This is a genomic window from Rubripirellula lacrimiformis (assembly GCF_007741535.1).
Classification (GTDB): domain Bacteria; phylum Planctomycetota; class Planctomycetia; order Pirellulales; family Pirellulaceae; genus Rubripirellula; species Rubripirellula lacrimiformis.
The window spans coordinates 7,410,906-7,423,240 of record NZ_CP036525.1 but is presented as its reverse complement, the minus strand read 5'-3'; the positions used below and the strand labels follow the sequence as shown (position 1 = coordinate 7,423,240).

9 protein-coding genes are annotated in these 12,335 nt (G+C 56.9%); 4 read left to right on the top strand and 5 right to left on the bottom strand.

The features are described from left to right. Positions 1-270: 270 nt before the first annotated feature. Complete coding sequence (locus K227x_RS25870) at positions 271-2,484, bottom strand: autotransporter family protein (protein WP_218933539.1); 2,214 nt, start codon at positions 2,482-2,484, stop codon at positions 271-273. 601 nt (positions 2,485-3,085) lie between these two features. On the opposite strand from K227x_RS25870, the gene K227x_RS25865 reads away from it, so the two are divergent. Both K227x_RS25865 and K227x_RS25860 read left to right on the top strand, forming a co-directional pair. Next, a complete protein-coding gene (locus tag K227x_RS25865; RefSeq protein ID WP_145174816.1) occupies positions 3,086-4,375 on the top strand; it encodes an alpha/beta hydrolase family protein in 1,290 nt (429 codons plus the stop codon). A gap of 177 nt (positions 4,376-4,552) precedes the next feature. Further along, entirely contained in the window at positions 4,553-6,145 is a 1,593-nt protein-coding gene (locus K227x_RS25860) for an adenylate/guanylate cyclase domain-containing protein (protein WP_246146274.1), read from the top strand. Between the two features lie 398 nt (positions 6,146-6,543). On the opposite strand, the gene K227x_RS25855 is transcribed toward K227x_RS25860, so the two are convergent. Beyond that, positions 6,544-6,930: a winged helix-turn-helix transcriptional regulator gene (locus tag K227x_RS25855; RefSeq protein WP_145174814.1), complete on the bottom strand. Its 387-nt coding sequence runs from the start codon at positions 6,928-6,930 to the stop codon at positions 6,544-6,546. A gap of 152 nt (positions 6,931-7,082) precedes the next feature. Between K227x_RS25855 and K227x_RS25850 the strand changes: the two genes are divergently transcribed. Beyond that, complete coding sequence (locus tag K227x_RS25850) at positions 7,083-8,069, top strand: zinc-dependent alcohol dehydrogenase family protein (protein WP_145178468.1); 987 nt, start codon at positions 7,083-7,085, stop codon at positions 8,067-8,069. A 175-nt stretch (positions 8,070-8,244) separates the two neighbouring features. Further along, a complete protein-coding gene (locus K227x_RS25845) occupies positions 8,245-9,051 on the top strand; it encodes an SDR family NAD(P)-dependent oxidoreductase (protein ID WP_145174811.1) in 807 nt (268 codons plus the stop codon). 266 nt (positions 9,052-9,317) lie between these two features. Here K227x_RS25845 and K227x_RS25840 read toward each other — a convergent pair whose 3' ends face one another. The 3 genes from K227x_RS25840 to K227x_RS25830 all read right to left on the bottom strand — a co-directional run bounded on the left by K227x_RS25840 (position 9,318) and on the right by K227x_RS25830 (position 12,291). Next, a complete protein-coding gene (locus tag K227x_RS25840; RefSeq protein ID WP_145174808.1) occupies positions 9,318-10,769 on the bottom strand; it encodes an autotransporter outer membrane beta-barrel domain-containing protein in 1,452 nt (483 codons plus the stop codon). Positions 10,770-10,914: 145 nt separating this feature from the next. Continuing rightward, the gene (locus tag K227x_RS25835; RefSeq protein WP_145174804.1) at positions 10,915-11,142 is read right to left on the bottom strand and encodes a hypothetical protein; all 228 of its coding nucleotides are present in this window, start codon (positions 11,140-11,142) and stop codon (positions 10,915-10,917) included. Positions 11,143-11,589: 447 nt separating this feature from the next. After that, entirely contained in the window at positions 11,590-12,291 is a 702-nt protein-coding gene (locus tag K227x_RS25830; protein ID WP_145174801.1) for an AIM24 family protein, read from the bottom strand. Between the last annotated feature and the right edge of the window lie 44 nt (positions 12,292-12,335).

Genomic DNA, 12,335 nt, shown 5'->3' with positions numbered 1-12,335 from the left:
GATGCTCGCTTTTATTTGCGGCAAACACCAGAAACGCCACAAAACGCAAATCGGGGAAGCGGATACGAATTCGCTGGAAGAAAAGACGATCGTATGAAAGGTGGATGGCCCCCAACGGCATCCACTGAGTTGACCTTCTTTTGAGAGAGATGGAAGCGAGTGACGATGTTACGCCGTTTTCATCGCAAGTATCGAGCGATGGTTTTCGACTCGGCAACCCATGCGTTGTGTTTACAAAGAATTGGTCGGCTAAGAAGTCTTTGTTACCGGCTACCAGCGGTAATTGATCTGGCCCGAACCGATGTGCAGGTCTTGGTGTGCGTTGACCTGCGTGTTGTAGTCGACTCGAGTGTCGAAGCGGTCGGTCAACTGGAACGACAGTCCGGCACCGGCGAGCACCCAGTCACGGCCCAGGTCCAGGCCGCTGTTCGTGAACCCGCTGCCGCCGACGCCGGCGAATTGCGAATTGACCAACGTGCTGGTGTCCAAGAACTCGTGCATCCAGGCCACGCGGACTTCCGGCGTGACGAAGTGCTGCCAACCGTGATCTCCCAACGTGCGGCGGACACGCGTGCCCAACATGCTACGAAGCGAATGCGTGTCCAGCGAATCGACTTGCAAGTTCAGCGCACCGGCACCCGATTCGGTAAAACCGTCTTGGTTGACATACACGTACTGCAAACCACCGTAAGGTTGCCACACCGTGTTCTTGCCACTGTGCAGCGTCAGCCCACGTTCCAGATACGTGAATCCCTGCCAGCCGCTGTAGTCAGCTTCGGCAGTACGGTTGATTCCGCCAACGTTGATCGTTCGGCTGCTGTCGTAACCTTCGAATTGCAGTCCACCCATCAACACGTAGTAGTTGCGTCCATCGTTCCCGGTCACGAACGAACCGAATTGGCCGCCATCGGTCTGGGACGAAAAGTCGCTCGTTTGCCCGGTCGCGTTCGATCCGACGTAACCGCCAAAGAAGCCGATCGAATGGGTATCGTCCACACTGCGCTGGATACCCGCCGTCACGCCGCCGAGACCGTAGTGGATTCCCGAGACACCGCCATTGGAATCGGCTGAACCATCCAGACCATAACCCAGCACCCAACCTTGCCACTCGGTGCGAGTCTGCATCACGGCTTGCCGCGACGAGTAAGCAGCGGGCCCCACATCAACATAACTGACCAATTCAATGGGGGACGCGTCACGCGGGGACGAGCTTTGCGCCATCATCGGACCGGGGCCCATAGCGGAACCGGAGCCGTTGAACAGTTGAGCACGAATCTGCCCAGCGATCGTTTGGGTCATCAGGCTAGTGCCCTGGACCGCGATTTGGTTGTTGCTGCCGAAACTGCTGCCACCGACCTGGCTGATGAAGGAGCTGACCTGCGAACCACTGAACATTCGGGCCTGCCCCAGGACATCCGCCATGTCGCCTGTGCCGGTAATCGTGTCCAAAACGCTCCCCAGCGATCGGTTGTTCGATGAATTGTCAAACTCCGCAAACCGGGCTGGTGCTTCGATCAAGCTGAATGAGTAAAAGTCGTCGCCAGGCGTGGTGGTCTGCCAATTCAATTCAACGTCGAAGAAGGCCAAGTCTTCGATCACGTTCGCGTTAAATTGACCGTTGATCGTTCCGGCTTTTAGAAACGTGTATTTTGCGCCCAAGGCGAGATCATTGGCGTTGGCCCCGGGCAGCAGGCTCACCTTCACACGAGCATTGGGGTCGATGTCGATGGTACCAGATACATCGAGGTAATCATTGTCGGTTCCGGCCACAGGTGCCGCTGGTGCACCGCTACTGGGTTGGATCTCGATGTCCAGAATCGAACCTGCTTGGGCTTGGTAGCTGTCCGCAGCGTATGTGCCGATCGAATTGCCGATCGCATGGGTTCCCGAGTTTTGGACGCTTAGGCTGTATCCTGTCCCTGCCAAGCGACCATTTGCTCCGACAAGCGTCGGGGCGTAGAAGATTTCGCCATTGTTTGTCAGCGTTCCGCCGGTGATGTTTGCACCTGACCCGATTTCGCTACCGTTCGTCAGCGTTCCGCCGGAGACGATTGCCTGGCCGGTGATCTCGTCGTTGTTCGTCAGCGTTCCGCCGGTGACGGTTGCACTGCCTACGATTCGGTAGTTGTTCGTCAGCGTTCCGCCGTTGACAACAACCCCTTCTATGATGTAGCCCTGGTTCGTCAGCGTTCCACCGTTGACGGTTGCCCCGTCGATATGGGTCAGGGTATACAGAGCTCCCCGATAGATGAAGGGGGTCGTGTAGATGGACTCGAAGTGGTTTGTGACTTTACCGCCATCGTTAACGGTCACGTGACCGTCGTTGCCAGAAATGGATTGCGTGTCATCGTAGGTGACATCGGCCGCGGAGGCACTCGACGCCGCCGAGCAGATCAGCAGAGCGAGCAAACTGCGGCGAAGTGTCCTTCGCGTTGCAGCAGTGCGGTGAATGCTGGTCGTCGTTGTCGAGCGGCAGTTGGGCATCCTGCGTGTTCCTGTTGTCAATTCAATGTTGCTGTGTCCGCCCCATCCGCGGTCACGCGAACTAATCGAGCTTGATCTTGTGATATCGTCGAAACAGCCCCGGTGCTCTACACCACCGGGGCGCCGCGTTTCAATCTCGCTAACCTCGCCAATCCGGCGAACCGTCAAACTTGACCAAGAAAAGGGGAACGGGGGGATTTCCAGGCGAGTCAACGGGTAACTCCCCGCCGGATTGCGTTTCACGTACACGACGACCATCGCTATTGGGCACGGGGAGGCGACAAACACACTTCGCTGTTTCGGATTGAGCGAGGCGGACGCACTTTTGGCGACGCTCCGGTGGGCGACGCCGGAGATATCTTCAATATCAAGAGTCCAATGAAGATACGCTTGATGCGAATGCACGGCATTGGCAGGACTGGGCTGGTTGGTCCAAGCGATTGCTGGACTTGGTCTGGATCAGTCCAAATCAGGCAGCCCGAGCACTCCGCTGCCCTGCCCGGGTGCCAGGTCGACTCGGGAAGGGGCGTCCGGCGGGATCTGATAAACTGTTGGGCCTGGATCGTTTCCGCCTCCTATCCCAAACAACAGTGCCCCTTCCATGACTTCCTCTCGTTCACTGAGTGTTTTGCTGCTGGCGATCTGCTGGTTGATTCCTTTCGTCCAAGCTGACGATGAGGCGATCCACTCGACACCAGGAGTCTGGCCGATCGAGCGTCTGAAGTCGGAAGTGCCGGTCTATCGAATCGAAGATCCTGACGCGAAAATCCAGTCGTTGATTTACGAAGGCGAGATGGTTGACGGCCAAGCGACGGAAGTTTTCTCATTCTACGCCTCGCCGAAAACGCTGGGCATTGGCAAGCAGGGGGAAACGTATCCCGGCATCGTGCTGATTCACGGTGGCGGTGGGACCGCCTTCGCCGATTGGGTTTGGATGTGGGCGAACCGTGGTTATGCCGCGATCGCAATGGACCTCGGAGGACGCCGCGCTCCCAATCCTGAATTCGATGCGTCAGGGAAGTTGAAACCCTACGCGGGTCACAAACGAGAAACTCGCGTTCGACTTGCCCAAGGCGGCCCCGGGGACGGACACCCCGAAAAGTTTGACTGCATCGGGGGAAGGATCGATGACGACTGGCCGTACCACGCGGCGGCCAACGTGATGCGAGCTCATACACTGATCCGCAGTTTCCCCGATGTGGATGCCGACCGCACCGCTGTGACGGGGATCAGCTGGGGCGGCTACACGACTTGCTTGGCCGCTTCGCTGGATGATCGATTCAAAGCCGCTGTGCCTGTTTACGGATGTGGATTCCTGCACGAAGGCGAATCCGTCCAAAAGCCTTCCATCGACCGTCTTGGCGACCGCCGTGACGCCTGGGTTGCTGCATACGACCCGGGAAGTCACCTCCAGAAATGCACGGTCCCCACACTGTGGGTCAACGGCACGCACGATAAGCATTATGTGCTGGACAGTTACGCCAAGTCCTACGCCAAGGTGCAGGGGCCACGCACGATGCGGATCGAGCCGCGAATGCCACACGGCCATCAAGCAGGCTGGAACCCGCCGGAAATCCAGATTTTCGTGGACTCGATTTTGAAGAACACCCCACCGCTGGCAGCCGTGGGCCCGTTGCAGGTCAGCGACAGCGACAGCGACAGCGGCACCGTCACCGTGCCGTTCCAGTCCGACACCAAGATCGTTCAATCCGCATTGCACTTCACAACCGAAACGGGCCTGCGATCCGAGCGGAAATGGCAATCCATCGACTGTGTGATTTCCGCTGGAAAAGTCGAAGCGATGGGACTTCCGCCGGAAGCCAACACGTGGTTAGTGACCTTGACCGACGACCGCGGTGCATTGGTCTCCACCGAAGTCGGATTCCGCTAAACCGCGCCGCCAGGTGCCGATCATGCCATGGGCGTGCCGCGTTCGAGTTTCAAGTTTTTGTTTTCCATCTAGACTGCGGGCCACCTGTGTTCGACGATCGCGTCTGCGCCCGACTTGGCAGCGAAAATCGTTGCTGGTTTTCTGCTGACTCGCTTTCCCCGTTTGCTTGAATCGCGGATGCCTGATTTTCAAGATCGCCCCAGCGCCAGCTCCGGCCCCCAATGGAGTTTCCTACAGCGACATGGGTTGCTGTTCGTTTGCACTTCGCCTTTGGTTGCCAATGCGATCGGCAGTCTCTTCAACGTCCTCTACAACCGCAACCAGATTTTCCCACTATTGTCGGATGCCCAGCGGATTCGATTCGACGATTGTGTGTTGTGGTTCAATGTGCTGATCTATCCGATTGCCGTGTTGTGCTTTGTGCTGCCTTTGTTGTGGGTGCGACCGGTGTACCGTGATCTGTTGGCGGGAAAGCCGGTTGCGGCCGAGCTACACCAAAAAGTTCAGCGTGTCGTCGTCAACTTGCCTTGGTGGTTCCTGCTGGTTGCGTCACTCGGCTGGCTCAGTTGCATTCCGGTCTTCATCACCTCGTTGTACGTTTTGCCCGAACCTTTGCAGGGCATCGTCATCGCTCACTTGATCACATCGTTTCTGATCGCAGCGATGATTGCGGTGACGCACAGTTTCTTTGCCGTTGAATTGGCGATCCAGCATGCGGTGTTTCCCGTCGTTTTCTATTCCGAAAATCAGACGAATCAAACGATGCCCGCCAGTGTGCCGGGAATCATCCCGTTGAACATCACTTTGCGAGGCGCTCTGTGGACAGTGTCTTCGGTGGTCAGCCCCATCATTTCGCTCGTCTTAATCCTACTGTTGCCGGATGACGAAAACTTGGCACCACGATTTGCCGTCGCGGTCGGTCTGGTCGCGATTGCGTTTGGGTTTGCCACCAGTTGGATGCTTGGAAAACTGGTCGTCCGACCAGTTCAGCAATTGCGACGCGCCGCTGCGGAAGTCGCAGCGGGTAACTTGGACACTCATATTCACTTGCTTTGCGCGGACGAATTTGGGCACCTGATCAACAGTTTCAACTCGATGGTCGAAGGCCTGCGGCAACGCGAGCATTTGCAGCAAACCTTTGGCCGTCACGTCGGCCAAGAAGCCGCGCGGCAAATCATCCGCCAAGGCGATCGGCTGACCGGTCGCGAACAAGTCATCACCGTGATGTTTGTCGACGTACGAAATTTTACGCAGTATTCGTCGGAACATTCGCCCAGCGAAGTGGTTTCAGCGCTGAACGTGTTTTTTCGCGAAGCCGTTGAATGCGTGGAGTCGAACGGCGGGATGGTTAACAAGTTTTTGGGTGACGGATTTATGGCAATCTTTGGTGTCGGCGCAAATACGGAACGACATGCACAAAACGCAGTCGATTCGGCACTGGCACTGCGGAATTGCGTCCAGCAGTCCAGCTCGATTTTTCAAGACGCGGGTTGGGACGACTTGCAAATCGGCATTGGCATCAACACAGGTCCTGCCGTCGTCGGCAGTATCGGTTCCCCCAAACGCCAGGAGTACACCGCGATCGGTGACACAGTCAACGTAGCCGCGCGAGTCGAAGCGGCCACCAAACTAGCCGGCCACAATCTGCTGATCACTGAGTCCACCCAATCCGTCTTAGCCGATCCGTCCGCATGGATTCCTTTGCCTCCCCAACTCGTCAAAGGCAAGACCACACCACTGCGACTCTTTGCCGCCAAACACGATCCGTGACAGCGAACCGATTTCCCGTACAGAAACTGAAATCCCAGATCGACTTACCAAGTGGCAATGCCGATTCAATGCAGGATTGAATTCACGCGTCTCTCGAGCAATCGTCCAGGCGTTCGGTTCGAGCAGCGTTGCCGGTAATTCCCAAAACTGATCGGGCCAAGCTCGCTGACGGCATTGCACTGGATCAGTATCGCTCGGCAGGGAGTCCGGTTTGGACCAAGAAAAAGGGAACGGGGTGATTTGCAGGCGAGTCAACGGGTAGACCGGCTGTTTGGGGGGTTCCGAGACGAGAGGAACTGTCGATGCCACGATTCCCGCGCATAACCGGGGCTAACGCCCAAACGGCTCACGGGATTCAACCCAAACATCCCGCGAGAACAAAGGAGAGACATCATCCATCACGAAGCTTCCACTGCTCTCCGGTTCTCTCGCTCTTCAAGCAACGGCAACGCGTGAGCGTCGCCCCACTTCTTTAGTGCCAACAGCACTGGTTTCAGCGACTCGCCTTCTTCCGTCAATTCATATTCCACCCGCGGCGGAACCTCGGCGTAGACGATCCGATTAACCAACCCGCTGCTCTCCAATTCACGGAGCTGCTTGGTCAGCATTCTCTGCGTGACACAGCCAACCTTGCGTTTGAGCACGCTGAATCGGACGCGTCCGTCGACCATCAAATAGTAGAGCACGATCCCCTTCCACTTGCCTCCGATCAGTTCCAGCGTGGCCTCGACGGGACAAGCCGGCAACTCGTAGTTCGCGTGCCTTGCCTTTCCATTAGTATCCATTTTGTGCCTATATGTCGTAAAAGTGCGTTCTTGCCGAACCAGCATCTACCCCTATTATCACACCGTACCAACAAACGAATAGGCTGACGACAACGGAATCAACGTAATTTTCTCCCGCGTCCTCGCCCACCTCTTCCACTAGGAAATTGATGATGAAAGCCATGCTGATCAAGAACTACGGCGAAAACGCAGCCTTCGAAGCCTTGGAAGTCGAACAACCGTCAGTCAAACCGGGCCACGTGTTGGTCAAGATCGCCGCCTCGAGCGTGAATACCGTCGACACGATGATTCGCAAAATGGGAGCGGACCTGCCTTTGTCGCCACCCGCCCCAGCCATTCTCGGTATGGACTTCGCTGGCACCGTGGAAGCCGTTGGCAAAGGTGTCCATAACTATTCCGTGGGCGATGAAGTTTATGGCTGTGCCGGTGGCCTGGCCGATCTACCGGGCACCTTAGCCGAGTACATCGTTGCCGATGCCGACTTGATCGCGCACAAGGCGAAGAACCTTTCGATGAAGGAAGCCGCCGCACTGCCGCTGGTCGCGATCACCGCCTACGAAGGCCTGGTTCGCGCAGGCATCCAAGCCGGCCAGAAAGTCATCGTGCATGGCGGCTCCGGCGGTGTGGGGCATGTCGCGGTGCAATTGGCAAAGCACTTCGGAGCGGATGTTTATTCCACCGGCGGTGGCGACAAACAACTCGCCCTCATCGAAAAGTTGGGTGGGATTGGAATCAACTACAAAACCGAGACGGTCGAGCAATACGTTGCCAAACACACCGATGGAGCCGGCTTCGATCTGGTGTTTGATTCCGTCGGCGGCGCCAACCTGACCAACTCGTTCGAGGCCGCTGCACTGAACGGACAAATCGCAACAACGGTTTCGATGTGCGAACTGGATCTCACCCCGGCTCACTTCAAAGGTTTGTCTTTGCACGTCGTCTTCATGCTGATTCCCATGCTGCACAACCACAAGCGAGAACAGCATGGCGAAATCCTTCGCAAACTGACCGAGATCGCGGAGTCCGGTGACCTGACGCCCATCCTCGACGAAACCAATTTCTCCTTGGAAGAAGCTGGCGAAGCCTACGCAAGACTCGAAAGCGGCAAGGCCATGGGCAAAGTCGTCATCGAGAATTAGATCAACACGAATCGACTCGCCAACCGACCTGGAATGGCTTTTCGCATGAACGGCAACACCGCGATGGGTGTCAATCAAGTCATCGAGGACCTAGGATTTCCCCCGACCGATGTTGAACAACGGTGCCGCCAATCGCCAAAGAGACCTACCTATTCCGACACAAAATGAGTCACTGATGAAACGCATTCTGATCACCGGAGCCACCGACGGCATTGGACTGGCTACCGCCAAAATGCTGGCCCCCCTCGGCCACCATCTTTTGCTGCACGGACGTGATGCCCAGAAACTCGAGCAATTGGAACAGTCCTTGCGGCCACTTTCCAACGATGCCGTGATTGAACGTTACGTCGCTGACCTGTCTCGCATGAACGAGGTGGTATCATTGGCAGAAGCTGTGTCCGCCAAGCACGACCATCTGGACGTGCTGATCAACAACGCGGGCGTCTTCTCGACCTCCGATCCGCTCACTCCCGAAGGCCTCGATGTGCGGTTCGTGGTCAACGCGATCGCACCGTACCTGTTGACGAAGCGTTTGCTGCCTCGAATGGACTCCACCGGCCGAGTCATCAACCTCTCGTCCTCCGCTCAATCACCCGTGGCAATGGATGCCTTTCGCGGGGAACGTCTGCTAAGCGATCTGGATGCCTACTCACAAAGCAAGCTTGCGCTGACCATGTGGTCCCGTGGTCTAGCGGATTCTCTCGGCACGGATGGCCCAGTCATCGTGGCCGTGAACCCAGGCTCCTTGCTCGCCAGCAAAATGGTCCAGCAAGCTTTCGGCGTTCCAGGTCAAGACATCACCATCGGAGCCAAGATCCTGACTCGCGCCGCCTTGGAGGAAGAGTTTGCCACCGCATCGGGCCGATACTTCAACAACGACGCCGGAGAATTTGGGCCGCCCCACGCCGATGCCCTGGACGCCGATAAAAACGCCCAAATCATCCAGGCCATCGAAGAAACCCTCGCGAAGCAACCCAGCTGAAAAGGTGAGCAGGAATCATTCAGCATCACCCCGACTAAGAATAGGGGAATGGGGTGATTTTCAGGCGAGTCAACGGGTAACTCCCCGCCGGATTGCGTTTCGCGTACACGACGACCATCGCTATTGGGTACGGGGAGGCGGCAAACACACTTCGCTGTTTCGGATTGAGCGAGGCGGACGCAGCTTTTGGCGACGCCCTGGTGGGCGGCGGACGATTGTCCGCGCGACCGAGCGGAGTGATGTTCCGGCAGTTGGCCGTGGCAACCCTATCGCGTCCAGATGATGCCGCCGGTGCCGGTGTGGAATCGGTTGCGGTCGTTCACTTGCAGGTCGTAGTTGGTGTACAACGACAATGCGCCGTTGCGGTTGCCTTGCATGCCGACACCCAGCAGTGCCCAGTCGCGGCCCATGTCCAAACCGTTGGTTGCGAAACTCGATCCGCTTTGCGTTCCCGTCACACTCGTTGATGGGTCCAAGAATTCGTGCATCCATGACGCACGAGCATTCGGTGTCCAGCCCCAACCCAGGGGACCGTGGACGTGACGGCTGCCATAGAAGTTCGATCCGATCATGCTGCGAAGCGAATGGGCATCGACGTCGTCGATTGACGCGCCGCCGGATTCCACATGGTCGTCTTGATGTACCCAGACGTATTGAAGGGCAACATTGGGCTGGACCGTCACGCCACCAAGTGTGCGATTCCACCCTCGTTCCAGGTACGTGCCCGTTTGCACGCCGTCAAAGTTGCCGGTGATTCCACCGGTGCGAGACGTGTCGTAGTCATCGTAGTTTGCGTTGCCAGCCAGTGTGTAGTAGTTGCCTTCGTGATCGTGGCGATGCAAGAACGCGCCGACCATGCCGCTGTTGACGTTGGCTTCTGAACCGGCATCGGTGTTGACGTTTTGATAGCCGTAGGCACCATAGAATCCAACCATCGTGTGAGCGTCGACGTGGCGGAACAGTCCCAACTGAGTCCCACCGCCGCCGTAGTCGAATCCGGACACACCGGCGTGGCCATCAGCGCTACCACCAACACCGTAGCCTTGCATCCATCCACCCCATCCGCCACGTGTCAGGGGTAAACTGCGGTTGTTGATTTGACGGGCGGCACCCGTTTGATAGCTGACCTGATCAACGGCTGGCTCTTCGTAGCTGACCAAACTAATGGGTGCGTACTCACCGTCGGCGGTGCGGGATGGAGGGGGCAGCGAGGCCAAGCCCATCGATCCGCCACCGCTGGTGTAGGTGCCCGCCATGTTGCGAACTTGACTGCTGAGCGATTGGAATTGGTAGCTCTGGTTTTGGAACTGAGCCTGCGACGTGCTGCCCAACAATTGTCCCGCTTCAAAAGAGGCGAGAGCAAATATGAAGTCGATGGTAAAGTCAGCTCCGAAACCAAAATCATCGTCCCATAAAAAACTGTACGTTCCGGGAGAAACCGTGTCAGGGCCTCCATGATCTAGCAGGTTACCACTTTCTTCAAACCAAAATTTATTCCAAATTTCATCATTGCCCATCAGTCGCGTGTAAAAATGATGGCCCGAAGTGCTGACGTTGATGGCCGAGATTGACTCGCCTGCCCCCACGTTGACATCGACGATGCTGCGAGGGCCGTCGGCTTGCGTGATTCTTGTATTGGACGAGCTGATGATCGGGCCCGCTGCTTGTGCAGTGGTCACACACGCGATGAGGGTCCAGATGGTTAAGTGTCGAAGCATGGTATTCTTCTCTTTTTAAGTTTGATTGGTTGTTTGGGAATCTTCTTCCCTTCGATGGGGCTTGCCAGAAGTAGCTGACGGAGCCTGATCCGACGTGGAAGACTTGGTGATCGTTGAACTGGGCGTCGTCGTCGGCTCTCAGTTCCTAGCGGTCGCTCGGTCGCGCCGCGAAACCGCCACCGGCGATCGCCCAGTCTCGACCCAGGTCCAAGCCGTTGGCCGTGGAGCCTGCCCCGCCCACGCCAGCGAACTGGGCGTTGACGATGGCGCCCGTGTTGACGAAAAGAGCACCGCCAGCCCCAGCGTCTCCTCCGCCTCCTGCATAGCCATTGCCACCGTCACCGCCGTCGGCCAACCCCTCTTTCAGCGTCATGTTGGCGGTCGTGACATCACCACCGGCACCATTGGAGCTTTCAATCGCGGCGCGCAGCGACCCGGCCCAGAATCATTGTGGTTGCTGACGTCAAAATCAGCGGCGTTGGCAGAAGGACCGGCGAATATCGCCATCAACAACGCAAGACGTGCGGTTAGGTTTTTCATCACATGCAGCGGAATAAGCGTACACAGAGGCACGCCAAATCCCACCTCATCGCATCCATGCGATGTGCCCCTGGGTGATCTGCAACGTTTCAACAAGTCGCGATGGAAACCGCCGCCTTCACGGTTCCCAAGCACGCGACCGAGTGCCCCTCGTATGTCGTACATCGTCGTAAGCCGGCTCGTTCGATAATCGCCAGTGAACAAACGTCACAAATTGCCACTTGACGTATTTCCCAGCTGACCCGATCTATTTGCCGTCTAGCCTGAATGCGCTGGCGGATTATGCCTGCTTGTGTTGGAAGTAGACTTCTTCATAGGGTTGGACGACGACGAAGCCATTGCCACGGAACAGAAGCTGCACGGATTCGCCGGAGCCTCGCCCTAGTAGCGTTTTGAACTGCAAATCGGTCTTCAGTTCGGGCTCCAGATTCCCTGACCACAGCACGGTCGCATTTGGATCGGTGATCACCGGTTCGTTGGGGGTGACCGGCAAAGTGACCGGGTCGTAATGGCTGGTGATCGCGACCATGCCAGTGCCTTCGATTCGGACGTTGAAAAGTCCGCCGGCCAGCACCGCGGTCATCCGTTTCATCATCTTGATGTTGTAAGACAGCGACGTTTCGAACGCGAGCAGGTCGTTGCCGTTAACGCAAATCGCTTCATTGTCGAGTTTTAAAATCGTGATTTTCTTTCCACCGTCGGCGCAAAACACCGAGCCACGACCACTCACTTTCGTCAGGGACGAACCTTCACCGGAGACCGCTTTTTTGAGCAAGTTCCCGATCCCGCGCGATAGGATTCCTTCTCGCTCGAACTTGACATTTCCCGTGTAGGCCACCATGGCACCGAGTTTTGTCCAGACCTCACCGTCCAGGTTGATGTCGAGCATCCGTTCCGTTTCAAGTTCGAAAAGACCCTGATCGAGATCACGATCACGGGTCATTTCTAGAAATGACTGCAACGAGTAACGGTTATCGGACATCGGCGAACACCTTAGCAACGGACAAATTGAAATCAAAAACGACA

Coding starts and splice junctions, on each gene's coding strand:
- K227x_RS25855 (WP_145174814.1), bottom strand. CDS start 6,930: ATGGATACTAATGGAAAGGCAAGGCACGCGAACTACGAGTTGCCGGCT.
- K227x_RS25865 (WP_145174816.1), top strand. CDS start 3,086: ATGACTTCCTCTCGTTCACTGAGTGTTTTGCTGCTGGCGATCTGCTGG.
- K227x_RS25835 (WP_145174804.1), bottom strand. CDS start 11,142: ATGACGCTGAAAGAGGGGTTGGCCGACGGCGGTGACGGTGGCAATGGC.
- K227x_RS25845 (WP_145174811.1), top strand. CDS start 8,245: ATGAAACGCATTCTGATCACCGGAGCCACCGACGGCATTGGACTGGCT.
- K227x_RS25870 (WP_218933539.1), bottom strand. CDS start 2,484: ATGCCCAACTGCCGCTCGACAACGACGACCAGCATTCACCGCACTGCT.
- K227x_RS25860 (WP_246146274.1), top strand. CDS start 4,553: ATGCCTGATTTTCAAGATCGCCCCAGCGCCAGCTCCGGCCCCCAATGG.
- K227x_RS25850 (WP_145178468.1), top strand. CDS start 7,083: ATGAAAGCCATGCTGATCAAGAACTACGGCGAAAACGCAGCCTTCGAA.
- K227x_RS25840 (WP_145174808.1), bottom strand. CDS start 10,769: ATGCTTCGACACTTAACCATCTGGACCCTCATCGCGTGTGTGACCACT.
- K227x_RS25830 (WP_145174801.1), bottom strand. CDS start 12,291: ATGTCCGATAACCGTTACTCGTTGCAGTCATTTCTAGAAATGACCCGT.